At 75.0% G+C, this 23,843-nt stretch carries 15 protein-coding genes and 2 pseudogenes; 13 read left to right on the top strand and 4 right to left on the bottom strand.

The window, feature by feature from the left end; all coding sequences use genetic code 11:
• The first annotated feature begins 107 nt into the window (after window positions 1-107).
• Window positions 108-326 (top strand): hypothetical protein, encoded by a 219-nt coding sequence (locus FRAQA3DRAFT_RS12860; RefSeq protein ID WP_011603482.1) that lies wholly within the window; start codon window positions 108-110, stop codon window positions 324-326.
• Window positions 327-563: 237 nt separating this feature from the next.
• Window positions 564-764: pseudogene (locus FRAQA3DRAFT_RS38745) on the top strand (TIR domain-containing protein); the annotation flags it as partial.
• A 471-nt stretch (window positions 765-1,235) separates the two neighbouring features.
• Here FRAQA3DRAFT_RS38745 and FRAQA3DRAFT_RS38740 read toward each other — a convergent pair.
• A complete protein-coding gene (locus FRAQA3DRAFT_RS38740) occupies window positions 1,236-1,586 on the bottom strand; it encodes a pentapeptide repeat-containing protein (protein ID WP_369809463.1) in 351 nt (116 codons plus the stop codon).
• A gap of 75 nt (window positions 1,587-1,661) precedes the next feature.
• Between FRAQA3DRAFT_RS38740 and FRAQA3DRAFT_RS38735 the strand changes: the two genes are divergently transcribed.
• The 6 genes from FRAQA3DRAFT_RS38735 to FRAQA3DRAFT_RS12830 all read left to right on the top strand — a co-directional run bounded on the left by FRAQA3DRAFT_RS38735 (window position 1,662) and on the right by FRAQA3DRAFT_RS12830 (window position 12,757).
• Window positions 1,662-2,108: a toll/interleukin-1 receptor domain-containing protein gene (locus tag FRAQA3DRAFT_RS38735; protein ID WP_369809462.1), complete on the top strand. Its 447-nt coding sequence runs from the start codon at window positions 1,662-1,664 to the stop codon at window positions 2,106-2,108.
• Entirely contained in the window at window positions 2,105-4,234 is a 2,130-nt protein-coding gene (locus FRAQA3DRAFT_RS12850; RefSeq protein WP_009739462.1) for a TIR domain-containing protein, read from the top strand. Before FRAQA3DRAFT_RS38735 ends, FRAQA3DRAFT_RS12850 begins: the two co-directional genes overlap by 4 nt.
• Window positions 4,235-4,409: 175 nt before the next feature.
• Window positions 4,410-5,147 carry a hypothetical protein gene (locus FRAQA3DRAFT_RS12845; protein ID WP_009739461.1) on the top strand — a complete coding sequence of 246 codons (738 nt, stop codon included), beginning with the start codon at window positions 4,410-4,412 and terminating at the stop codon, window positions 5,145-5,147.
• Window positions 5,140-9,069, top strand: coding sequence for an FxSxx-COOH system tetratricopeptide repeat protein (fxsT, locus tag FRAQA3DRAFT_RS12840; protein ID WP_009739460.1), 3,930 nt, complete (start codon window positions 5,140-5,142; stop codon window positions 9,067-9,069). The genes FRAQA3DRAFT_RS12845 and fxsT overlap by 8 nt, the downstream gene beginning before the upstream one ends.
• Before the next feature lie 10 nt (window positions 9,070-9,079).
• The gene (locus tag FRAQA3DRAFT_RS12835; RefSeq protein ID WP_009739459.1) at window positions 9,080-10,180 is read left to right on the top strand and encodes a hypothetical protein; all 1,101 of its coding nucleotides are present in this window, start codon (window positions 9,080-9,082) and stop codon (window positions 10,178-10,180) included.
• Between the two features lie 126 nt (window positions 10,181-10,306).
• Complete coding sequence (locus FRAQA3DRAFT_RS12830; RefSeq protein WP_009739458.1) at window positions 10,307-12,757, top strand: HEXXH motif-containing putative peptide modification protein; 2,451 nt, start codon at window positions 10,307-10,309, stop codon at window positions 12,755-12,757.
• Window positions 12,758-12,851: 94 nt separating this feature from the next.
• Here the strand turns inward: FRAQA3DRAFT_RS12830 and FRAQA3DRAFT_RS12825 are convergent, their stop codons facing one another.
• Window positions 12,852-13,433, bottom strand: coding sequence for a TetR/AcrR family transcriptional regulator (locus FRAQA3DRAFT_RS12825; protein ID WP_009739457.1), 582 nt, complete (start codon window positions 13,431-13,433; stop codon window positions 12,852-12,854).
• Between the two features lie 158 nt (window positions 13,434-13,591).
• Between FRAQA3DRAFT_RS12825 and FRAQA3DRAFT_RS12820 the strand changes: the two genes are divergently transcribed.
• The 4 genes from FRAQA3DRAFT_RS12820 (at window position 13,592) to FRAQA3DRAFT_RS12805 (ending at window position 17,978) form a co-directional block, all read left to right on the top strand.
• Window positions 13,592-14,542 (top strand): TIGR03564 family F420-dependent LLM class oxidoreductase, encoded by a 951-nt coding sequence (locus FRAQA3DRAFT_RS12820; protein ID WP_009739456.1) that lies wholly within the window; start codon window positions 13,592-13,594, stop codon window positions 14,540-14,542.
• A gap of 179 nt (window positions 14,543-14,721) precedes the next feature.
• Complete coding sequence (locus tag FRAQA3DRAFT_RS12815) at window positions 14,722-16,326, top strand: bifunctional 3-(3-hydroxy-phenyl)propionate/3-hydroxycinnamic acid hydroxylase (protein ID WP_009739455.1); 1,605 nt, start codon at window positions 14,722-14,724, stop codon at window positions 16,324-16,326.
• Between the two features lie 222 nt (window positions 16,327-16,548).
• The gene (locus FRAQA3DRAFT_RS12810; protein WP_009739454.1) at window positions 16,549-17,001 is read left to right on the top strand and encodes a MerR family transcriptional regulator; all 453 of its coding nucleotides are present in this window, start codon (window positions 16,549-16,551) and stop codon (window positions 16,999-17,001) included.
• On the top strand, window positions 17,001-17,978 hold the full coding sequence (locus FRAQA3DRAFT_RS12805; RefSeq protein ID WP_009739453.1) for an aldo/keto reductase: 978 nt from the start codon (window positions 17,001-17,003) through the stop codon (window positions 17,976-17,978). Before FRAQA3DRAFT_RS12810 ends, FRAQA3DRAFT_RS12805 begins: the two co-directional genes overlap by 1 nt.
• Here FRAQA3DRAFT_RS12805 and FRAQA3DRAFT_RS37180 read toward each other — a convergent pair.
• Together FRAQA3DRAFT_RS37180 and cobN are read right to left on the bottom strand one after the other, a co-directional pair.
• Entirely contained in the window at window positions 17,968-18,933 is a 966-nt protein-coding gene (locus FRAQA3DRAFT_RS37180; protein ID WP_369809417.1) for a winged helix-turn-helix domain-containing protein, read from the bottom strand. The two genes, FRAQA3DRAFT_RS12805 and FRAQA3DRAFT_RS37180, sit on opposite strands and share 11 nt — an antisense overlap.
• Window positions 18,934-19,138: 205 nt before the next feature.
• Complete coding sequence (cobN, locus tag FRAQA3DRAFT_RS12795) at window positions 19,139-23,050, bottom strand: cobaltochelatase subunit CobN (protein ID WP_009739451.1); 3,912 nt, start codon at window positions 23,048-23,050, stop codon at window positions 19,139-19,141.
• A 185-nt stretch (window positions 23,051-23,235) separates the two neighbouring features.
• On the opposite strand from cobN, the pseudogene FRAQA3DRAFT_RS12790 reads away from it, so the two are divergent.
• A pseudogene (locus FRAQA3DRAFT_RS12790) lies at window positions 23,236-23,843 on the top strand (nitrite reductase); the annotation flags it as partial.

Here is a 23,843-nt window from a genome sequence, read left to right as displayed (position 1 = left end):
CCTCTGGCAGCTTCCGGTTCCACTGTGCGCCGAGGGGCCTTTCCTTGGCACCCACGGGCCCGGCGTCGCGGGCGCGGCGGGGCCCGGATTGGCTAACGTCGGCAGGCGTGGATCACCTACCACTGCTCGTCGGCTCCGGCGACATCGCCCGTGCCCTGGGCCTCACCCGGCAGGCCATCGATCATCGGCTACGGGTCGATCCAGCCGCGCCGAGCCCCGCCGCGGTCGTGAACCGCACCGCGACCTGGGGTGGTACTCGGATCTGGTGGCGGGAGGAGATCGACCGGTGGCTGCGCCTTGAACCCGAACACTGGGAAGTGCACTGAGGGGAAAACGCCCGCGCCGCCGGTTGACGGAAAGCAGAGAAGCGGCGGTGACCGCCTCCCCGGGGAGTGGTGGTATGCGGAGCGACGCCACCCCGGGGGACGGCGCGTTGAGCCGTCATTGATGCTCCCTGCGCCGCGGGCATCGCCATCCGGGCGGTCGGCTGATAGCGTTTGACGACACCGTCCACCGGATGGCGGTGGGCCCGGGGGCGCGGTGATGGTAAGCGAGTGTTCACGATGAAGAGCTACTTCTTCGTCTCCTATGCCGCCAAAGAGGACCGTCGCTGGGTCCAGCGCTTTCATGCTGATCTGGAGTACGAGCTGCGGCTGCTTGTCGGCACCGGGGTCGGCGGAATCCTCGATACCCGGCCGCGGCCCGGCATGGATGCCGACCTCGCCCTCGCCGCCGGGGCCGGCCGTATCCGTTCGATGGTCGCGCTCTGCTCCGACCCGTTTTTTAAGGACGGTTGGTGCGGGCGCGAATGGGAGGTCTTCGGCGCCCGCGTCGAGAACTTCAGCAAGGCCGGCGCGACCAGGCTGGAGGATGGTTTCCTGCGGGTGCTGTGGCGGCCGACGCGCGACCCGGTGCCGCCGGCCGCGCGCCCGGCCCTCGCCGACGCGAGGGTCGGCCTGCCCGAGATCTACGGTCAGCACGGACTGCTGTGGCTCATGCGCAACATGCTGCGCGGGCCCAGTGGCTACTACGCGTTCGTCCGGTTGTTCGCGGCCCGGGTCATCGCCGCCCAGCAGATCGATCTCGACCCGCTGCCCGAGCTCGCGATCCGCGCCGCCGGCCCCGCCTTCGGCTCCCACGGCCTCGACGGCACCGGGCACGCACCGACCGGCGCGCTCGCGGAACCTCACGGCCGGCCGCCGACCGACGAGGCGGCCCGGCCGCGGGCATCGGGATCACCCGCTTCGGCCGTGGGCCGCTCCGGGGCGCGCCCCGATGCCCGGGCGGGCACTGCAGAGCGGGCCGCCTCGGAGCCGGTCGCTGCGGATCGGGGCCGCGCGGGTCGAGGCACGGCCGAGCGGGACGGCGCCGAGCGGAATGGCGCCGAGCGGGGCGCCGCCGGTGGGCGCGGTACGGGGCGGGGCAGCACAGAGCGGGGCGCCGCGGGTCGGCGCGCCGCGCCTCGGAGCGGCTCGGGTCCGGGTGGCTCGGGTCCGGGTGGCTCGGGTCAGGGTGGCGCGGGTCAGGGTGGCGCGGGTCAGGGTGGCGCGGGTCAGGGTGGCGCGGGTCAGGGCGGCGCAGACCAAGGCGAGGGAGCCGTTCGGTTCCAGGCCGGGTCGGGCTTGGCGGCGGCCGGCGGGGGTCGCGGGGCCGAGACCTTCGTGACCGCCCCCGTGGAGCCGGTGTCAGCCCCGCGGCGGATCGCCCTGAGTTATGTCGGGGCCGACCAGCAGTGGGCCGACTGGCTCGAACAGCTGCTGCGCCGTGGTTGCCACGAGGTCCGGCAGGTCAGATGGGCGCAGAGTCGCGGCGAGCGGCTCGCCCAGACCGTGGACCGCATCGCCGCGTGGGACCCGGAGATCACGGTCGTGCTGCTCTCGCGGCACTACCGCGCGCCCCGCCCGGAGCACCCCGGCACCACCGAGACAGAGGCATGGGAGCGGCTTGGTCTGGAGGGCCCGCTGGCCCGTCGCGTCGTGCGCGCCACCATCGACCCCGAGCCGTTGCCCGAGCCGCTGCGCACTCTCCGGACGGTGGATCTCAGCCGTCTGGAACCGGCCATGGTCAACGAGCTGCTGATGGAGGTGCAGGCCGGGGGTGGCTGGTGAGCCTCGTGCCCGCCTTCGGCCGCCCGGGGCGCCTGCCCGGGCAGTCCCCGCCCGTGTGGCGCAGCCGCCGTGAGAACGAGCTGTTCGCAGGCCGGGATGACGAGCTGGAGCGCGTCTGGGACGGCCTGTGCCAGCACGGCCAACTCGTCCTCGTCCCCGAGGGCGACCTGTCCGACATCGGGGAGACGGAGCTTGCCGGCGAGTACCAGCACCGCTACAAGCTGCGTTACGACGTCGCCTGGTGGGTGAACTGCGCCCCGGGGGCCGACATCGCCGCCCAGCTCGCCGAGCTCGCCGACCAGGCCCGCACCCGACTGCCCGACTGCGCCGCGGCCACCACACCGGTACCCGGCGAGGGCTGGCTGCTCGTCTTCGCGGGCGTGGGCAGTCCCGAGGAGGTCGAGCCGTACCTGCCCGACCGCGGCGCGCACTGCCTCATCGTCGCCGACCGGACGATGGACTCCTGGCGGGAGCGGACGGTGGCCATCGGGCCGCTGCGTCGGCGCGAGTCGGTCATGCTGCTCACCAGCGCCGCGCCCATGGTCGACCCGGCCACCGCCGCCCGGCTCGGTGAGCTGCTCGGCCACCGGCCCGCGCTGCTGGCCGAGCTCGCCGGCTACCTGATCCGGGAGACGACGGTGACCCCGGAGCTCTGCCAGCGCCTGCTCGAGATGGCGGCAGCCCGACCGGCTCCGCCCGCCGCCGCCGAGCTCCAACCCGGCCCGTCGGGCGGCGCTGTGCCGGCCATCGCCGGAGCGCCCGCAGCCGGGGGACAGCCGGCAGCCGGCGGACAGCCCGCGGCCGGGGGACAGCCGGCCGTCGGTGGAGAGCCCGTAGTCGGTGGAGAGCCGGTCGCCGGTGGAGAGCCGGCGGGCGCCAAGGGCGATGCCTCGGGTCCCCGCGCCTCAGTGGCCGAGCGCGCAACCGGCGTGACCGGCCCCGAGGGTCTCCCCGCCGACACCGGTGTCGTGGTGCGCTCCGATGGCGCCGGTGCCGCGGATCCCCGCGGCGGGCGCGACACCTTCGGCAACCCAGGCACATCCGACAACATCGGTGAATTCAACAATCCAGGTATATCGGACGGCGCTCGCGCATCCGACGGCAACGGCCTTGCCCACGTGCAGCCGGCGAGCGCCCGGGAGGTCGACGCGCTGGTGGCGGCGCTGATGCGGGTGGAGTACATCGCCGATCTTGCCGGATTCGACCACTGGCTTGACGGGCTGACCCGCCTGCTCGGCCGCGCCGTCGCGCTGACCTCGCCGTGGCTCGCCGTCCGGCTGACGACCCTGGTCACCGAGGCCGTCCGCGAGCCGGGCACCGGGATGCTCGACGCGCTCGTCCAGTCGCTGGAACTCGTCGCGCCCCGCGACGACCGGGCGGTCGCCGCCGTGCGCCGGCTCGTGACCGAGCTGGGAGCCCGGCGCATCGGCGCGGCCGAGCCGTCCGCCGCCCCCGCGACACAGGCGTCGGCCTACCAGTTCGTCTCCTGGCCGCTCGGCGACGGTGCCGCGCCGTCCGCGCCGCCGCCGCCGACCCGCGGCCCGGCCGGGGCGGCCGCCTACTACTTCTTCACCAGCCATGCCCACCGCCATGACCGGGACCGGGTCGTCGCCTTCCACCGGGAACTCGAGGCGGAGCTGCGGCGCAAGGTCCGCCGGCGGGTCGAGCCGGCGGGATTCCTCGACGCCGACCGGATGGGCGGCGGGGAGCACTGGCCGACCGCGCTGCACGACGCGGTGCGGACCGCGCCCGTGCTGGTCGCCCTGTGGTGCGACGACTATTTCGAAAGTGACTGGTGCGGCCGGGAGTTCGGTGTCTTTCAGGAACGCATCCGCCGGGCGACGGGGCCGGGGGGAAAACCCCCGGCGGGCATCATTCCGGTGCCCTGGCTGGTGCGGGAGGCGGAGGTGCCCGAGGCCGCGCAGGAGCTGCACATCGCGCGGATCGACCTCGGTCGGAAATACGACAACATGCCTGTCCTGGACCTGATGCGACACCCGGTGGCGTTCGCGGAATATGTGAGTCTGTTGGCCTACCGGGTTATGGACGTCGCTCGCGACCAGCTACCGCCGTTGGCGGCCGACGCGACCAAACTCGTTCGTTCCCCGTTCCACCCCGAGTCGTGATGTACCGCACAGGATCGGTTGCCTGGCCGTCGGCGCGTCGCGGGTCGGGAGCGGGGTCCGGGGACCGGCGGGGAAAGAATGCGGTCCGGCCGGTGCTGGTCGCCGTGGACGTGAGAGGCACGGGTGTGATGGTGGGTCGGGCGCGCTGTCGCGGGATGCGACGCGAGGGGCACCGGTGACCCCTTTCTTCCTCGTGCATCATGCGCTCGCCGGGGGCGACGGCAGCTATGTCCAGCGTTTCGCCGCCGACGTGCAGAACGGCGTCTACGAGCGGCTCGGCCACCGCGAGGCGTTCACGGGCGGGGTCGCCGGCGCCGAGGCGTCCGCGCCGGACTCGTCGGGGCGCGCGAACCCGCAGGTGCTGCTGTCGCCGGTGCTGGTGGCGCTGTACTCCGACGCGTACTTCTCCGACCCGCAGTGCCGGGTCGAGTGGTCGCTGTTCCGGGAGCGGCTGCGCTGGCACCAGCACTTCACCGGGCGCCGTTCACCCGCGCTGATCGGCGTCCCCTGGTCCGTCCGGGCGGTCCCGCCGCCCGTGCCCATCGGGCAGATGGGCACGCTCGACGGCGACTTCGGCGCCGACTTCGCCGCGGGTGGCGCGTTGCGGCTGATCCGCGCCGCCCCCGCCTCGCCCGGCTACCGGCACCTGGTCGCCGCCGTCGTCGAGCTGATCGCGCGCGCCCGGGCGGACGGGCCGCCGTCGCTGTCCGAGCGCGACGCCGAGCTCGTCCGGCTCTCCGGCCGGACCGCCTGGGCGGGCGGGCCGGCCGCCCAGGATCCACAGCGGCCCGCACCACGCGTGGCGTCCCGCCCCGGCTGGGAGCGCCGGTGGCGGATGGCCGATCCCGAGCACACTCGCCGGCCCATCCTGCGTCGAGCCGGCGTCGCGGAAAGGGGCGAGGACGATGACTGAGGCCACCGGGGGACCGGACCCCGCCGCCGAGAGCCCGGCGCACATCGTCACCTTCTACTCGTACAAGGGCGGTGCCGGGCGCACGATGGCGGTGGCGAACGTCGCCTGGCTGCTCGCCGCGTCCGGCAAGCGGGTGCTCACCGTCGACTGGGACCTGGAGTCCCCCGGCCTGCACCGCTATTTCCGGCCCTTCCTGCAGAACAAGGAACTCGACAGCAGCGACGGCATCACCGAGATGCTGGAGGGTTTCATCCGGGAGATCGACCGTCTGCAGAACGCCGGGCACCCGGGGCTGGAGCAGCACGGCAGCCAGCCGGACGCGGCCGAGGTCCTGGAGATCATCGCTCGTTACAGCGACTTCCGGCACAACGTCGAGACCATCGAGTGGTCGGGGTTCCCCGCCGGCGGGCGCATCGACTTCCTTGGCCCGGGCCGGCAGACCACCAAGAACGCCGTCGTCGCGGTCGCGCTGCCGTGGACGACGTTCTTCGAGGACACCGACGGGCGGGCCTACTTCGCCGCTCTGCGTGACCGCATGCGTTTCGCCGGCTACGACTACGTCCTCATCGACAGCCGGACCGGCACCTCCGACGCCGCGGGCATCTGCACCCAACTGCTGCCGGACACGGTGGTGGTCGGCTTCGCGCTGAACAACCAGTCCATCGACGGCGGCGCCAAGGTGGCGCACCAGATCCGCGACGGCGAGCGGCCCATCCGCGTCCTGCCGGTCCCGATGCGGGTGGAGGACACCGAGCAGCGCAAGCAGGAACGCCGCCGCCACGCGGCCTTCCACGCGTTCCGCCCGGCGCTGACCGACCTGTGCGGACCCAGCCAGGAGGCGCAGCGGGCGCGCCTGATCGAGCTGGAGGTCCCCTACAAGGCCGCCTACGCCTACGAGGAGGTGCTGGCCACCTTCCTCGAGGACCCGGCGAGCCGCTCCGGTGTCCAGGCCGCCTACCGGGTGCTGGCCGGCGTGATCACCGAGGGCGGGCCGATCGTCGCCCGACCCATCCCCGCGCAGGAGCGGGAGCGGGTGCTGTGGGCCTTCGAGCAGTACGGGCCGCCCGCCCCACGCTCGGTGGCTGTCTTCGGCGCGCCGGAGGACCGGCCGTGGGTCGACTGGCTGGTCTCCGTGCTCAGCCCGACCGGGGTGCGGGTGCGCACGGTGCCCCCGACCTCGGTGACCGCGCAGGACTTCCCCGCGGTCGACGCGCTGGTCGTCGTCGGCTCGCCGAACCTCGGCCCGGACACCCCGGGCGAGGCGGCGCTGCGCGCGGTGGTGCGCTCCCGGGGACGCGACGGGGTGGCGCGGGCCGCGGCGAGCATCGTCCAGGTCGGCGCGACGCGGCTGGACCCGGCCTACACCAGCGCCGAGGTGATCGGGCTGACGACGCTGGGCGAGCGGGAAGCGGCGGTCGAGGTCCTCGAACGCCTCGGCCTGCCCGTCCCCGGGACCGGGATCGGTGACCTCACCGCGGTCACCCCCCGCTACCCGACGCGCCGCCCGCGGATCTGGACGATGCCGACGATGTTCACCCAGCCCTTCGTCGGCCGCCACACCCTGCTCGACACGCTGCGCGACCGGTTGCTGCCCGGTGGGCGGGCCACCGGGCCGGCCCTGCTGCTCGGCGGCGAGGGGATCGGCAAGAGCGCGGTCGCGGCCCAGTTCGCCCACCGGTTCGAGGCCGACTACGACATCGTCCACTGGATCCCGGCGGGTGACGAGGCATCCGTGCGCCGCTGTCTGGCCGATCTCGCCGTCCTGCTGCACCCGGACAGCAACGTGCCGCAGGCCCAGCGTTCCCCGTCGGAGCAGCTGGAACGGGTGGCGCTGGACGCGCTGCGCCGCGGCGACCCGTCGCCGCGCTGGCTGCTGGTCTACGACGGCGCGGCGGACCCGGCGTCGCTGGCCGGGCTGCTGCCGACGGCCACGCCCAACGGGCACGTCCTGATCACCTCGTCGCAGGCGGGGTGGCGGGACCATCCCGGGGCGCTGTGGGTGGACCCGTTCGCGCCCGAGGAGAGCCTGGTGTTCCTGCGCCAGTGGCTGCCCGCGGTCGACCGGGAGCGGCTGGAACTGGTGGCCAAGCGCCTCGATCACCGGCCGTCCGGCCTGCGCACCGCCGTCGGCCGGCTACGCCAGGACTGGCGCGGCGCGGAGATCGACGGCCACGCCGTCGACGCCTACCTGGCCCAGGCCGTCGGGGCTGCCGCCGAGACGACGACCTGGACGGTGTCGTTCGAGACGCTGCGGTCCGCGGCGAGTCCGGTGCGGCGGGCGGCGGCCCGCCTGCTGCAGCTGTGCGCCTTCCTGTCCCCGCAGGGCGTCCCGCGGGGCCTGCTGGAGTCCCCGGTGATGCTGCGTCACCTGGCCGGGGAGGTCGGTGACGACACGATCGCCGATCCGACCGTGCTGCCCGAGCTGTGGGGGGAGATCCGCAAGCCCCGGCTGGCCGAGGTCGACGCCGCGCCGGAGGGGCAGCTGCGGCTGGCGGCGCGCTGGCAGCGTCTGCTCCTCGAGCGGATGGCCCCGGCCGAGCGGACGGCGGCCCGCGCGGCGGTACTCGGGGTGTTCGCCGACATCGCGCTGGCCGCCCCGCGGCCCGCCGACGCGGCGAGCTGGCCGATCTACCGGATGCTGGAGGAACAGGTCCTGCCCGCCGGCGCGATCGACAGCCCGTCGCCGACCGTCCGCCAGTGGCTGGTCTCCCAGGTGTACGCGATGTGGCGGTCGGGCCGGTTGGAGGTCGGCCGCGACATGGCTCAGCGCGCGCTGGACCGCTGGCGGGAGCTGTTCGGCTGGGACGACCCGGTGACCCTGCGGATGGCCACCCACCTGGCGATCCTGCTGCGCGACCTCGGCCGGTTCCAGGCCGCCTACGACCTCGACACCGACACCCTCGCCCGCCAGCGGCGCCACCTGGGCATCTTCCACCGGCACACGCTGATCACGGCGATGAGCTACGGCGTCGACATCCGCGAGCTCGGCCGGTTCGCGATGGCGGCCGCCGAGGAGAGCAGCACCCTGATCGGCCTGCGCGAGACGCTCGGCGACAACCATCTCGACACCCTCATGGCCGCGGGCAACCTCGCCCTGTCGACCTTCCTCGACGGCCGGCCCCGGGAGGCGCTCGACCTGAGCCTGGACACGCTGACGCGGCTTCGCCTGGTCGGCGGCGACGACACCGCCCAGTTCTGGTGGCTGCAGGCCCGCGCCGGCATCTGCCACCGCGAGCTCGGTGACCTGGAGAGCGCCGAACGGCTGCTGCGGGAGGCCGCGACGAACCTCGCCCGCATCGAGGGCGAGAACACCCATCTGACGCTGCGCTGCAACAAGCACCTCGCGGTCGTCCTGCGGCTACGCGGCAGCCCGGACGCGGCCGACCACCTCGCCGCGCAGACACTGCGGCGCTACGTCGAGATCTACGGCGAGGCGGACCTGGGCACCATCGCCTGCCGGCTCAGCCGCGCCGGCCACCTGCACGCCCTCGGCGAGCACCACCAGGCCGCCGTCGAGGCCCAGGCATGCCTGCACGAGTACCTGCGCCTGCACGGGCCGGAACACCCGTTCACCAACATCTGCCGGTCCGACCTTTCGATCTACCTGCGCGCCGACGGCCGCCCCGCGCAGGCCCTCGCACTCGCCGAGCAGGCCTACGACCAGCTCGCGGACGAGCTCTACCTGCACCATCCGTTCACGCTGGCCGCGGGGGTGAACCTCGCCGCCGCGCGGGTCGCCGTCGGCGCGGTCGACCAGGCCCACCGGTTGGCCGGCGAGCTGCTGGCGGAGGCCGAAATCTCCCTGGACCGGGAACATCCCTACCTGGCGATAATGCGGGAGAACCTGGCGGTGCTCGACGTGGGGGACGCGGGCGGCGGGGCTGGCCATCAGGACATCGACGTCGACATCTCCAGTGTCTAAGGATGAGCTGATGGTGACTGTCCCCGAGGACTCCCTCGAACACCACGTCGCGACCGCGCTGCACGTCGGCGACGAATACAACGGAATCATCCGTGAATTCCGGCGAGCGGTACGGATCACCGGCGTGCAGCACGTCGAATACTACGACCACGGCCTGCCGACGGTGGCCGTCGACCTGTTGGAAGATCCCGTGCTGGCGGCGGTTTTCCGTGGTTCCCGCACGGTGGCGCGCGCCCGGTCGGACTACGAGACGATCGGCCGCCAGCTCAACCATCGGATGACCGAGCTGAACGCGTCGCTGACGGGACTGGCGGGCGGTCGGCTGATCAGAACCGTCTTCGCCGCCGACGACCGGGCGGTGCTGTATTTCGACGTCGACAACGGCCAGTACATCGTCGGGGTCTGCCTGACCGGGGACGCGTTGGAGACCGCCGACCGGTCGCTTTCGGAGACGGCGGCGCGGATCCGGCAGGCCCGGGGCATGACCGATCCGAACTACGGCGGCTACCGGGGCAGCGGCGACACCTACCGGCCCGCGCCCCCCGCCGGGCAGGCCTCCGTGGACCGGCCGGGTGAGACGCGGGCCGCCGACGCGGGCGGGGACGCCGTCCACGTCTTCGCCTCCCTGCCGAGGCCCTCGGCGCCGGTGTTCGCCAGCCCGTGGGCGTCGCTGATCCACCGGCGCTGGTCGTCCGCCCGGGACCGCCGCGAGGAGCTTTTCCAGGCGCAGGCCGTGAACATTCTGCAGCCGATCGACCTGCAGTACATCGCCCTGGTGCGTGATGGCCGGATGAGCGCCGCGGACGTGCTGGACCACAGCGATCTGAACGAATTCTTCGTCGGCCTCGGGCGATCCGCCCGGCGGGATGCCTTCGAGAAGGTCGGCGTCGAGTTCCTGGCACTGAGCGATCTGCTGGACGGTCTTCTGCGTTCGGTGCTGAACCGGCGACTGTCACGCACCGTGCTCGACGTGGAGAAGGGCGCGCTGTATTTTCACCGGCTTAGCCGGGACGAGGTCCTGCTCGGTGTCACCCTCGACCAGCGGCGGGTGGCCCACGCCGACCAGCGGTTCCAGCAGCTCGTTCGTCGATTCACCGCCGCCGGCGGGTGAGCGGAGGCCGTCGGCGCCAACCGGAACCCGTCAATGGACGGGATCATGGGCGATCGTGCCGCGCTATTCTCCATCGTGCAGGTTCCTGCGCTGCAATACGCACCGGCGTGGTGGGAGGCTCCACCGATGGCAGACGATCCGACACCCTGGTCCGGCGCTCTCGTCGACCTGTGCGGATTCGACATCGACCGGCTCGCCGCACTTCCCGGTCCGAGGTCGGGAGAATGGCTGCGCCACGTCGCCTCCTGGATCGGGCACCCCGGCGCTCCGTTGCCGTCCGGCCTCGCTGCGGCGCTGGGCGGAAATCTCCTCGGAGCCGGCTACGCGCCGCGCAACAGGCTCTTCCGTGATGTGCCGGACGGCAACCATCGGCGCGATGGCGGCTCGGCGACCGTCGCCCACCCCGCCACCTGGTCCGCGCGCACCGGTGACACCGCCAGCCGCGCCGCAGGGCACCCCCGCCACCGGGGACGAGGGTCGCCGTCGCTCGCCGTCCCCGCCGAGCCGGCGCCGGCCGCCCGGCATCGGCTGACCCCCGCCGAGATCGACGCCGTCGCCGGCGGGCGGGCGGGCGCGGCCGTGCTCGACAAGCTGTGGCGCGGTCAGCTCAGCCGGCGGATGCTGCTGTTGTGGGCGGTGCTGCGCAGCGCGGGCACCCTCGACCTCGACGCCGAGACGCGCGACTGCCTGGACGAGTCCGTGCGGGTGCTGGCCCAGGCGCAGCGCCGCCAGCCCGGTGAGCTGCACGCCGTCCTGCTGCATCCGACGGTCGGGAACTGGCTCGCCGACAGCCTGCGCCGGTGCTGGCGCGTCGCCGCCCGCCCCGGCATCGGCGCTTCGGGCCTTCTGCCCGGCCTCGGTTACCTCGGCGGGATCGCGGTCGCCGCCGCGCTGCGGGCCCGGCTGCCGTGCCGGGTGCCGGTCCGCATCGTCGACGGGCTCGTCGCCGTCCCGACCGTCGGTTGCGTCGTGGCGGAGGCGGCGGACGGCTGGGCCGCCATGGCCGTGACGGTCAACGCCGACGCCGACGCCGACGCCGACGGCGGCTCTGGCTTCGGCATCGGCTTCGAGGATGCGATCAGCCTGCGGGTGATGGTGCCTCACCGGTGCGGCGCCGCGCCGATCGGCGCTCGGCCGATGGTCGCCGCCGCGCGTCCGGTCCGCGGGGACGGGTGGCTGCCGGCGTGTGTCCTGCCGGGCGCCGGCGACCTCGAGCTGCTCCTGGAGGACACCGACCCGTTGCGCGGCGGTGACCTCCCGCTGCCGGTCGCGATGCGCGGCGACCCGGCATCGGAGTCACGCTGGCGGCGGCTGGTCGGTGCGGCCGGGGACATCCTGGCGGCGACCGATGCCGGCCAGGCGGCCGAGGTCGCCGGCGCCCTGCGCGCCCTGGTGCCGCTGCGCGAGGTGGCGGACCGCCCGGGCAGCAGCGCGACGACGACCGATGCCCTCGGCACCGTGATGATCGCGCCGCCGCCCGATGCGCTACGGCTCGCCGTCGCGCTCGTCCACGAGTCGGCACACAGCCGGCTGGAGATGCTCGGCGACATCACCCCGCTGCTACGGGCGCACGACGACCGCGCGGTGCACTTCGCCCCCTGGCGCCCCGATCCGCGTCCGCTGGCCGCCGTCCTGCACGGTGCCTTCGCCTACTGCCGGATGGCCGCCTTCTGGGCAGCCCGCTGGGGGCGTCCCGCGCGGGCTCCCGACCTGGGCGCGGCCTACGAGCTCGCCTGGTGCCGGGAGGCCCTGCGCGCGACCCTGCCGGCGCTGCGGGCCGCCGACGGCCTGACCGCGGCCGGGCAACGCGTCGTGGCCGCGATGACCGCCGACCGCGAGGCCTGGGGCCGGGTCGGGTTGCCGGCCTCGGTGAGCCGGGCCGCCCGCGGTGTGCTGCGGGACCTCGGCGTGGTCTGGCGGCTGCGCAACCACCGGCCCGACGCGGACCATGTCGCCGGCTGGGCGTGGGACTGGCTGGCCGGCCGGCCCTGCGGTCTCCCGGTGCCCCCGCGCTCCCGGGTGGAGCCCTGGACCGGATCCGGCCCGCTGCACCGCCACGCCCGGCAGGTGCTCACCGCCCTGTCCTTCGCCGCGCCCGGCTCCGGCCTGCACCTGCCCGCCGGCTCGCGCCTGCCCATCGTTTCGTGCCTGCCCATCGTTTCGTGCCTGCCCGCCGTCCCGCGCCGGGCCGCCGTCCCGGACTGGGCGGCTGCCCAGGCGGGGGACTGGCCCGCCGCAGCCACGGCCGGGGATGTGTCGGCCGTGGCCGGTGACACCGCCCGCGCGGCGGTCGAGTTCCGCCGTGAGCTACGCGAGCGGCCGGGACGGGTGGAGTCCTTCGCCGGGCTGGCCCTGATCCACGCCACCCGGGTCGGCGGGCTGGAACGGCGACTGTGCATCGACCATCCCGAGGCGGTGCTCGCCCTCGGCGAGCGGATCCGCGCAGCCACGGGCCGCACCCCCGACCTGCCCGCCCTCGTCGCCTGGATCGCCGCCGGCCGCCCTGCGGGCCCCGACCGGCCGACTCGCCGCGTGGCTACCCGAGCGCAGCGGACACCCGCCGCGTCCACCTGCTGACCGCCGCCTCTCGCGCCTGTCGGCGCGGTGCCTGTTGCGGTGCGCTCGGTACGGTCTGAGCCCCGACAGGGTGTCAGGGGCTCCCGGACGACGGTCAGACGTCGAGCCCGGCGAGGGCGATGCCCAGCAGCCGGTCGAGCAGGCCCGGATCGTCGGGTGCCTGCTCGCTCGCCCAGGCCAGCGCGTTCGCCAGCGTCAGCAGGTCGCCGATGTCGACCGTCGTCGGCGCCGCGCCCCGCTGCCTGGCGCGGTCCAGCAGAGCCGCCCCGGTCGCGCGGATGGCGTCGTGACAGGCCGCGAGCGTGGCGTCGGTGCCGGGCCGCGAGACGGCGGCCATGTGGGTGGCGACCAGGCCCCGCATCGCCGTGGCGTGCCGGGCCACCGCGTGCAGCCAGTGACGCAGGGCGTCGGCCGTGTCCGGCTGGTCGGCGAGAGCCCGCCCGGTGGCGCACAGGGCGTCGACGTCATCGCGGATGATCTCCACGAGCAGCGCCTGCTCCGACGGGAAATGCCGGTAGAGGGTTCCCGCGCCGACCCCCGCCGCCGCGGCGATCCGGTTCAGTGAGGCGTGCGGGCCTTGCTCGGCGAACGCCGCACGGGCCGCCCGCACGATCCGCTCCCGGTTGTCGCGGGCGTCGGCCCGCCGCGGCTGTCGGGGCGCCCGGTCGTCCGCCATCGGATTACTCCCGTTGCCAAGTGGAGAGGTTCTCCGTATTCTAGCCTCGCCGGTAAACGGAGAGGTTCTCCGGTCGGGGGTGGAAGCGCGGTCCGGCCGCGCCCCGGGCTTTCCCGGCGGTCAGGCCGGGACCTCGCGGAGTGTGGACAGGGAGTGACATGCGCATTGGCATAACCGTGGGCGAGGTTCGGGGCCCGGCCGACCTGCCGGAGATCGTCGGGCAGGTGCGGGCGGCCGCCGAGGCGGGCCTCGACACGGCCTGGTTCACGCAGGCGCTCGGCTGGGACGCGCTGACCACGCTCGGCCTGGCGGGCAGCCGGGTGCCCGAGATCGCGCTGGGCACCGCCGTGCTCCCCGTGCCCGCGCGTCATCCGCTGGTGCTGGCCGGCCAGGCCCTCAGCGTGCAGGCCGCGCTCGGCGACCGGTTCACCCTGGGTATCGGCGCCGGGATCGGGTTCATGGTCGACGCGATGTTCGGTCTGGCGACCGACCGTCCCGCCCGCCGGATGCGCGAGTACCTCACGGTCTTGCGTCCCCTGCTCCGCAGTGAGGAGGTCACCCACCGCGGGGAGTTCTGGACGGCGGTCGGTGCGGTGTCCGTGCCGGGCGCCCAGGCGCCGCCCGTGCTGCTCGCCGCCCTCGGCCCCGCCATGCTGCGAGTAGCGGGTGAGCTTGCCGACGGCACCGTGACCTGGATGACCGGCCCTCGTACCCTCGCCGAGCACGTCGTCCCGGGCATCACCGCGGCGGCCGCGGCGGCGGGCCGTCCCCGCCCCCGGATCGTCGCCGGGGTGCTCGTGGCGGTGACCCGTGACCCGGCCGCGGCGCGGGCGGCGGTGGCCGACCGGTTCGGGCTGGCCGGGCGGGTGCCGGAGTACCGGGCCGTGCTCGACCGGGAGGGCGCGGCCGGCCCGGCGGACGTCGCCGTGGTCGGCGACACCGCGGAGGTGGCCCGCCAGCTCGTCCGCTACGCCGAGGCCGGGGTCACCGACCTGTTCGTCTCGCCGATCGGCGACGCCGTCCAGCAACGGCGCACCGTCGCGGCACTCGCGGAGGTGTCCGCCGTTCTGCGCGTCGCCCCCTCGTCTGTCGGCTCACCCGGCCGCTGAACCGCGTGGCGCTGCGACGGCCGGGCATCCGGCGCACTGGTGCGGCAGCCGGGCTGTCTCCAACGCCTTGATGGAGTGGCCGCCACGTAAAGCGAGGCCATCACGGAAGGCGCCAGAGTCATGGCGTTCCGCGTTCGAATCTTCTACGGTTGGTAGAAGTCGAGGTGGAGGAGCGTGCGATGACGGAGGACGCGGTGCTGGATGTGCTGGTGGTCGGCTACGGGCCGGTCGGCGCGGTGCTGGCGGCGATGCTCGGCCGGCGCGGCCTGTCGGTCGGCGTCGTCGAACCGCAGAAGGAACCCTTCCCGCTGCCCCGGGCGGTGGGCCTCGACGAGGAGACGCTGCGGCTGCTGGTCGGGCTGCCCGGCCTGGCCGGCTTCCTCGACCGGGTGCACGCCAGCGGCCGCAGCGCCATCCTCGGGCCGAACCGGCGCGTGCTCATCGAGCTCGGCCTCGGGGAGAGCGAGCTCGGCACCCCGGTCGCGGCGTTCTTCCACCAGCCGTCGTTCGAGCGTGATCTGCGCGCCGGCATCGCCACCCTGCCCGGCGTCACCGTGCATCTGGGCCGGTCGGTGACCGCGCTGCACCAGGACGGCGAGCCGGCCGGCGCGGGCGATCCGGACGGCCGGTCCGGCCCGGTCACCGTCGAGCTGGACGACGGCAGCCGGCTGCGGGCCCGGTGGGTGGTCGGCTGCGACGGCGCCTCGAGCCCCGTGCGCGGCATGCTCGGCGTCGACTACGCCGGGTCGACCTTCACCCAGCCCTGGCTGGTCGTGGACGTCGAGACGCCGACGCCGCTGGCGCACCTGCCGTACTTCTCGTTCGTCTGCGACCCGCGGCGCCCCGCGGTTACCATGCCGATGCCCGGTGGGCACCGCTGGGAGTGGATGCTGCTTCCCGGGGAGGACCCGGCGCGGATGGCCGAGGCCGACGGCGTCCGCGCGCTGCTGCGCGACTGGGTGGACCCGGACACGGTGCGGGTGGTGCGCACCGCCGTCTACACGTTCCACGCCCGCGCGGCGGCGCGCTGGCGGGTCGGGCGCGTCCTGCTCGCCGGGGACGCCGCGCACAGCATGCCGCCGTTCGCCGGGCAGGGCCTGGGAGCCGGGCTGCGCGACGCCGCCGCGCTGTCCTGGCGGCTCGCCGAGGTCGTCGGCGGCCTCGCCGGCGACGAGCTGCTCGACGCCTACGAACGCGAACGCCGGCCGCACGTCGAGGCTATGACGTCCGCGGCGCTGCGGGTCGGCCGGGTCGTGCAGACGACGAACCCGCGGCTGTCCCGGCTCACCCGGGCCGTGCTGGTCACCCTCGATCACGCCCCCGGGCTGCGCCGCGCGCTTCGGGGCGGCGCGGCCCGGCCGCAGCCGCGGCTGCCCCGCGGCGTCGCCGGCACCCGCCCCGCCGCCGGGCGGATCCTGCCGAACCCGCGGCTGCGCACCCGCGACGGCCGCATCGTCCGCCTCGACGACCTGCTCACCGACGGCTGGACGCTGATCGGCCGCGGGATCGACCCGACCGCCGGGATGGACCCCGCCGCGCGGGACTGGGTCGACCGGCGGGCCGCCACCGCGCTCACCGTCGTCGCCCCCGGCGGGCTGCGGGCCGTCAGCGACGTCTCCTGCCCGGCGGTCGAGGACCTCGACGGCACGCTGCTGCGCGCGCTGCGCACCCGCCGGCCGCTCCCGATCGCGCTCGTTCGACCCGACCGCTACCTCGCCGGCCTCGTGGCCGCGCCGCTGCGGGGAACCGACCTGCTCGACCCCGCCGGCCGCGCCCGACCCTGACCGTCCGCGTCGCCCCGAGGCGAATCGCGAGCCTTTTGACTTCGTGTGCGCTCCAAGTCCTAGCGTGGAGCCATGGCCACGCTCGAAGCACCCGCGACGACGTCCAGCCCGACCATCCCGCCCCGCCCGGCCTCGCCCCGCCAAGCCTCGTCCCGGCAGGTCCCGCCTCGCCAGGTCCCGCCTCGCCAGGTCCCGCCGCGATCGACTCCGCCGCGCTCGGACATGACTGGGCTGGTCGAGGCGGGTGACTCGGTCCACGCGGCCTGCGGCGAGCCGGTGTTCGACCTGCTGGCGGGCGAGGACGGCGCCGGCACCCTGACGATCGCCGAGGCCGCCGCGGCCACCGGGGTCAGTACCCACACACTGCGCTACTACGAGCGCGCGGGGCTGATGCGCGACCCGGTCGCCCGGGCCACGTCGCACCACCGTCGCTACACCGCCGACGACATCCGCTGGGTCACGTTCCTGACCCGGCTGCGCCTGACCGGCATGCCGATCCGGGAGATGGCCCGCTACGCGCGGCTGGCCGGCGCGGGCGAGGGCAACGAGGCCGAGCGGCTGGCGCTGCTCACCGAGCATCGCCGCCGGGTGCTGGAGCGCCTCGACGAGGTCCAGCGCAACCTCGTCGCCATCGACACCAAGATCGCCGCCTACCAGGAGAGGATCGACCGCTGATGCGCAGGGTCGCGTTGGGCAGCCAGGGGCTGGAGGTCTCCGTCCAGGGACTGGGCTGCATGGGCATGTCCGAGTTCTACGGCGCCGGGGACGACGCCGAATCCGTCGCCACGATCCACCGGGCGCTCGACCTCGGCGTCACGCTGCTGGACACCGCGGACATGTACGGTCCGCACCGCAACGAGGAGCTCGTCGGGCGGGCGATCGCCGAGCGCCGCGACCAGGTCGTGCTCGCCACCAAGTTCGGCATCGTCCGCGACCCGGCCGACCCCACCGCCCGCGGCGTCGACGGCCGGCCGGAGTACGTCCGCTCGGCCTGCGACGCGTCGCTGCGCCGGCTGGGCGTCGACCACATCGACCTGTACTACCAGCACCGGGTCGACCCGACGGTCCCGATCGAGGAGACCGTCGGCGCGATGGCCGAGCTCGTCGCCGCGGGAAAGGTGCGCTACCTCGGCCTGTCCGAGGCGGCGCCGGCCACGATCCGCCGGGCGCACGCCGTCGCGCCGATCACCGCCCTGCAGACCGAGTACTCGATCTGGTCCCGCGAGCCGGAGGCGGAGATCCTGCCGACCCTGCGCGAGCTCGGGATCGGGTTCATCTCCTACAGCCCGCTGGGGCGGGGCTTCCTCACCGGCACCTTCCGCTCGGCGGCGGACTTCGCCGCCGACGACTTCCGCAGGAACATGCCGCGGATGAGCGGTGACAACCTGGAGGCGAACCTCGCCGTGCTCGCCGAGGTCGACAAGCTCGCCGCCGAGAAGGGCGTGACGCCCGCACAGCTCGCGCTGGCCTGGGTGCACCACCAGGGCGACGACGTCGTGCCGATCCCCGGCACGAAGCGGCGTCGCTACCTGGCGGACAACGTCGCCGCGGCGGAGATCACCCTCACCCCCGCCGAGACGGAGCGGCTCGGCGCCGCGGGGTCCGTGGTGGCGGGCACCCGCTACCCCGACATGTCCTCGGTCAACGGTTGACCAGCACGCCCGGGGACGGCCGGGTCGGGACTGCCGAGGCCGGGGCCGGCGCCGTGGCCGAGCAGACGCGGTAGCCGATGCCGCGCACGGTGAGGATGTGGGTCGGGGCGGACGGATCCGCCTCCACCTTGCGGCGCAGCCGGCGGACGTGGACGTCGAGCATCCGCGCCCCGCCGAAGTAGTCGTAGCCCCAGATCCGTTCCAGCAGCTGCTTGCGGGTGACGGCCCGGCCGCCCGCCACGGCCAGCTCGCACAGCAGCCGGAACTCGGTGCGGGTCAGGTGCTGGTCCTCGCCGCGCCGGCTGACGACCCCCTCGGCCGGCCGGATCTGCAGGTCGCCGACGCTCAGCGCGCTCGCCGTCGCCTGCCCCGGATGGACGCGGCGCAGCAGGGCCCGCAGCCTCGCCAGCACCTCCGGGGTGACCGGGGGAGCGGTGACGTAGTCGTCGGCACCGGCCTCCAGGGCCGCGACGACGCCGGTCGGGTCCAGCCGGTCGGCGACGACGACGAGGGGGACGTCGCCGGCGGCCCGCAGCCGGCGGCAGAACTCCAACCCTTCCATCGGGGCCGCCGGACCCGCGCTGTCCGGAGCCGACCGGTCATCGCCCGCCGGGCCGAACACGAGCTCGTCCAGCCAGGGCGTGTCCAGGTCCAGTCGGTCGAACTCCAGTCGGTCGAACGTCGGCCGGTCGAACGTCGGCCGGTCGAACTCGGGGCCGGCCAGGCCGGCCAGGCCGGCGAGGCCGTCGGGCAGAGTGGGCGCAGCGGCGTCGGTGGCCAGCGGCAGGCAGGTCAGGACCAGATGCGCGCCTCGCGCGGCGAGCAGGGCGAGGGCCTGCTCTCCGGTTCCGGCCGTGTCGACGCCGTAACCCTCACCGAGCAGGGCGGGTACCAGGTCACGCCGCAGGGCGGCCTCGTCCCCCACGAGCAGAAGTGTCGTCCGCACCTTGGACATTTTCCCGGATCTGGCCTGCTTGTCCCCTCCCGGGCCCGTCCGGACCAGGGCCCGCCGGCCCGGTCCGAACCGGGACACCAAGGCTGACAAGGCCCTCGACGGCTCCCGACATGCCATTCGGCACATCCGGCGGGTGGCCGAACGGCCCCGGACGGGGGTACCGCTGGTCCGCCCGGTGCGGGCGGCCCGGCCCGGCCCGATCGGGTCAGGCCGGCCCGGCGCCCGAGGGGCCGTCCTCCAGGTCGCCTTCGGTGCGAAGGTAGAGCTCCTGCAGGGCGTCGAGGGTGGCGGGCTCGGGATGCTGCCACAGGCCCCGGGCGGCGGCCTCCAGCAGCCGTTCGGTGATGCCGTGCAGCGCCCAGGGGTTGGACTCGGTGAAGAACTTCTGGCTGTCGGCGTCGAGGGCGTAGGTCGCGGCGAGCCGCTCGTACATCCAGTCCGCCACGACGCCGGCGGTGGCGTCGTAGCCGAACAGGTAGTCGACGGTGGCGGCCATCTCGAAGGCCCCCTTGTACCCGTGCCGGCGCATCGCCGCCAGCCAGCGGGGGTTCACCACCCGGGCGCGAAAGACCCGGGAGGTCTCCTCGGTCAGCGTCCGGGTGCGCACGGCCTCGGGCCGGGTGCTGTCGCCGATGTAGGCGGCGGGGGCCCGGCCGGTCAGCGCCCGCACCGTCGCGACCATCCCGCCGTGGTACTGGAAGTAGTCGTCGGAGTCGGCGATGTCGTGCTCGCGGGTGTCGACGTTCTTCGCGGCCACCGCGATGCGCCGGTAGGCGGCCTCCATGTCCGCGCGGGCGGGGGTGCCGTCGACGCCGCGTCCGTAGGCGTAGCCGCCCCAGGTGGCGTAGACCTCGGCGAGGTCGGCGTCGTCGCGCCAGTTGCGGCTGTCGATCAGTGGCAGCAGCCCGGCGCCGTAGGCCCCGGGCTTCGACCCGAAGATGCGCAGCGTCGCCCGCCGCTCGTCGCCGTGGGTCGCCAGGTCCGCGCGGGCGTGGGCGCGGACGTGGTTGTCGGCGTCGGGTTCGTCGAGGCCGGCGGCCATCCGCACCGCGTCGTCGAGCATCGCGACCACGTGCGGGAACGCGTCGCGGAAGAAGCCGCTGATGCGCACGGTCACGTCGATGCGGGGGCGGCCGAGCTCGGCCAGGCCGATCGGTTCCAGCCCGCTGACCCGGCGCGACGCGTCGTCCCAGACGGGCCGGATGCCCAGCAGGGCAAGCACCTCGGCGACGTCGTCGCCGGACGTGCGCATCGCGCTGGTGCCCCAGACCGACAGCCCGACGGACCGCGGCCAGTCGCCGGTGTCGGCCCGGTAGCGCTCCAGCAGCGACGTCGCCATCGCCTGGCCGGTCTCCCACGCCAACCGGCTGGGGACCGCCTTCGGGTCGACGGAGTAGAAGTTGCGGCCGGTGGGCAGCACGTTGACCAGGCCACGCAGCGGGGAGCCGCTGGGGCCGGCCGGGACGTAGCCGCCGTCGAGGGCGTGCAGGACGCTCGTGATCTCGTCGGTGGTCCGGTCGAGCCGCGGCACGATCTCGGTGGCGGCGAAGCGCAGCACCGCGCCGACCGCCTCCCGCCGCGCATCCGGATCCGCGCCCGGGTCCGGGCCGTCCCCGGAGCCGGGGTCCACCGCGGCCGTGGGGTCCGCCGCGGCCGTGGGGTCCGCCGCGGCCGTGGGGCGGGTCGCGGGGGGCAGGACGGCGTCGAGGGCGGCGGGGACGGCATCGGGCTCCCAGCCGCGGTCCTCCATCGCCGTGACCAGGGCGAGCGCGGTGCGTTCGGCGGCGTCGACGTCCCCGCGGGGGGCCGTGTCGTCCTCGGCGAGGCCCAGGGCCTCGCGCAGCCCCGGCAGCGTCCGCTGGCCGCCCCACATCTGGCGGGCGCGCAGCATCGCGAGGACCAGGTTGACCCGCGCCTCGCCGGCCGGGGCGACGCCGAGCACGTGCAGGCCGTCGCGGATCTGCGCGTCCTTGACCTCGCACAGCCAGCCGTCGACGTGCAGCAGGAAGTCGTCGAACTCGGCGTCGTGCGGGCGGTCGGCCAGGCCCAGGTCGTGGTCGAGCCGAGCGGCCTGGATCAGCGTCCAGATCTGGGCGCGGATCGCCGGCAGCTTCGCCGGGTCCATCGCCGCGATCGAGGCGTGCTCGTCGAGGAGCTGCTCGAGGCGGGCCAGATCGCCGTAGCTCTCCGCCCGCGCCATCGGCGGGACGAGATGGTCGACCAGGGTGGCGTGCGCCCGCCGCTTCGCCTGGGTGCCCTCGCCCGGGTCGTTGACGAGGAACGGGTAGATCAGCGGCAGGTCGCCGAGGGCCGCGTCCGTCGGGCAGGACGCGCTCATCCCCACCGTCTTGCCGGGCAGCCACTCCAGCGTGCCGTGCTTGCCGAGGTGGACGACGGCGTGCGCGCCGAACCCGCCGGCGGCGGGCGGGGCGGCGAGCCAGCGGTAGGCGGCCAGGTAGTGGTGGCTGGGCGCCAGGTCCGGGTCGTGGTAGATCGCGACAGGGTTCTCCCCGAAGCCGCGCGGCGGCTGGACCAGCAGCACGACGTTGCCGGCGCGCAGCGCGGCGAGGACGATCTCGCCGTCCGGGTCGCGGGAGCGGTCGACGTACAGCTCGCCCGGCGGCGGCCCCCAGTGCCGTTCGACGCCGGCCCGCAGGTCGGCGGGCAGCGTGTCGTACCAGGCCCGGTAGTCGGCCGCGGAGATCCGCACCGGGTTGCTGGCGAGCTGGCCCGCGGTGAGCCACGCCGGGTCCTGCCCGCCGGCCGCGATGATCGCGTGGATGAGGGCGTCGCCGTCCTGCGCGGCGACCCCCGGCAGGGCGTCCGGGCCGTCGTCGGGGCCGACGTCGTAGCCGGCGTCGCGCATCGCCCGCAGCAGCCGCACGGTGCTCGCCGGGGTGTCGAGGCCCACGGCGTTGCCGATCCGGGAGTGCTTCGTCGGGTACGCCGACAGCATCAGCGCCACCCGCCGCCCGGCCGGCGCGACGTGGCGCAGCCGGCCGTGTGCGACCGCGATGCCGGCGACCCGGTCGGCCCGCTCGGGGTCGGCGACGTAGCTGGTCAGCCCGTCGGCGTCGACCTCCTTGAAGGAGAACGGCACGGTGATCAGGCGGCCGTCGAACTCGGGGATCGCGACCTGGGTGGCGGCGTCCAGCGGCGACAGGCCGTCGTCGGAGTCCGCCCAGTCCGCGCGGGCGCTGGTCAGGCACAGCCCCTGCAGGATCGGGATGTCCAGCGCCGCCAGCGCCCCGACGTCCCACGCCTCGTCGTCCCCGCCGGCGGCGGCCCGCGCCGGCTGGCTGCCGCCCGCGGCGAGCACCGTGACGACCAGCGCATCGGCCCGGCCGAGGGTGGCGAGCAGTTCCGACTCGGCGGTGCGCAGCGACGCGCAGTACACCGGCAGCGCCGCGCCGCCGGCCCGCTCGACCGCGGCGCACAGCTCCTCGACGAACGCCGTGTTGCCGGCGACGTGATGCGCCCGGTAGTACAACACCCCGATCACCGGGCCGGCCTGGCCGGCCGGTGCACCCTGGCCGGCCGGTGCCCCCTGGCTGGCCGGAGCCCCCTGGCCGGCCGGAGTCCCCTGGCCGCCTGCCGCGGGTGCCGGTGCCTGCACCGGTCGGGCCGCGGCGGTGGGCCGGTCGAGCACGCCCCAGGCCGGCGTCGTCACCGGCGGGGCGAACCCGCCGCCGGTGAGCAGCAGCGTGTCGGCGAGGAACCGGTGCAGCTCGCCGAGGTTGGCCGGGCCGCCCTCGGCCAGGTAGGCGTGCGCCTCGGCGCAGATGCCCGCCGGCACCGTGGAGATCGCCATGAGCTCCGCGTCCGGGGCCCGCTCGCCGCCGAGGACGACCACCGGCCGCGGCCCGGCGAGCAGGGCGGCCAGGCCCTCCTCCCACATCCGCCGCCCGCCGAGGATGCGTACGACGACCACGTCGGCGCCGTCGGTCAGCTCGTCGAGGTCGGTGACGTCGAGGCGGGCCGGGTTGCCGAGCCGGTAGCGGGCGCCGCTGGCCCGCGCGGAGAGCAGATCGGTGTCGGACGTCGACAGCAGCAGGACGACGGCGTCGAGCTCGCCCTCGATGGTGAGCTCGGACGGCGTGCTGGGGGCGGGGGTCATGGTGCTGCCTTTCCCGGGGTTGGGCGCCCCGCGTCAGCCGGCCGGAGCCGGGCGGCCCCCGCTCCCGACTGACGGCGCCGGGACCGCGCCGGACCACCCCGGACTTCCTCGCCGTGCGCCGCTCGTGGCCGCCTCACCATCGCAGAGCGGGCGCCGGGTGTGTCAAGCGCTGTGCGGATACCGTCATGGACAACGATCAACCGACAGGTACCGGGCCGGGCACGTATGCTCCGCCGGTGCCCACCAGCCCGCGGGAGCGCGCCGACGACGCCTGCCCGGGCGTGCTGCGGACGCATCCCGCCGCGGACGGCGCACTCGCCCGGCTGCGGATTCCCGGCGGAGCCCTCGACGGTGCCGCGGCGCGGATGCTCGCCGCGTGCGCCCGGGATGTCGCCGACGGCCACTTGGAGCTGACCTCCCGCGGAAACGTGCAGCTTCGCGGCCTCGCCGACGGCGCCGCCGCGGTGCTCGCCACCCGGGCGCGGTCGGTCGGGCTGCTGCCGTCGGCCACCCACGAGCGGGTCCGCAACATCGTCGGCTCCCCGCTGTCGGGGCGCGCCGGCGCGGGCGTCCGTGACATCGCCCCGCTCGTCGACGCGCTCGACCGCGGGCTGTGCGCCGACCCGACACTCGCCGAGCTACCCGGCCGGATGCTGTTCGCCGTCGACGACGGCAGCGGCGACCTGGCCGGCCTGCCCGCCGATTTCACCCTGCGGGCCCAGCCGGCGGGGCAGACCCTGCTGCTCGTCGCGGGTGGGGCGGGCGCGCTGCGGTTGGCGCAGAGCGCCGCCGT

The sequence above is a fragment of the Frankia sp. QA3 genome (assembly GCF_000262465.1).
Taxonomy (GTDB): domain Bacteria; phylum Actinomycetota; class Actinomycetes; order Frankiales; family Frankiaceae; genus Frankia.
The sequence above is the reverse complement of the archived record's forward strand: the minus strand, read 5'-3'. Positions and strand labels throughout refer to the sequence as shown.